The organism is Pantoea sp. SIMBA_079, from assembly GCF_046940275.1.
In the GTDB taxonomy this organism is placed as follows: Bacteria; Pseudomonadota; Gammaproteobacteria; order Enterobacterales; family Enterobacteriaceae; genus Pantoea; species Pantoea borealis.
The window spans coordinates 1-234 of sequence record NZ_JAWRYR010000944.1 but is presented as its reverse complement, the minus strand read 5'-3'; the positions used below and the strand labels follow the sequence as shown (position 1 = coordinate 234).

1 protein-coding gene is annotated in these 234 nt (G+C 63.7%); it reads left to right on the top strand.

The genetic code is table 11. The features are described 5' to 3' along the window. Positions 1-234 (top strand): OprD family outer membrane porin (locus SB719_RS22715; RefSeq protein ID WP_412160117.1); only part of this gene is annotated, 234 nt, incomplete at both ends.

The window sequence follows — 234 nt, the reverse complement described above, 5'->3', positions numbered from 1 at the left end:
CCCCGTGTTCGCCGCCAACGAAGGTGGTTTCATCGAGGACGCCAAGGCCACCCTCAACCTGCGCAACTTCTACATCAACCGCAACTTCGTTGACCCGGCCCACCCACAGGGCAAGGCCGAGGAATGGACGCAAAGCTTCATCCTCGATGCCCGTTCCGGTTTCACCCAGGGCACGGTCGGCTTCGGCGTGGACGTGCTGGGCCTGTACTCGGTCAAGCTCGACGGCGGCAGAGG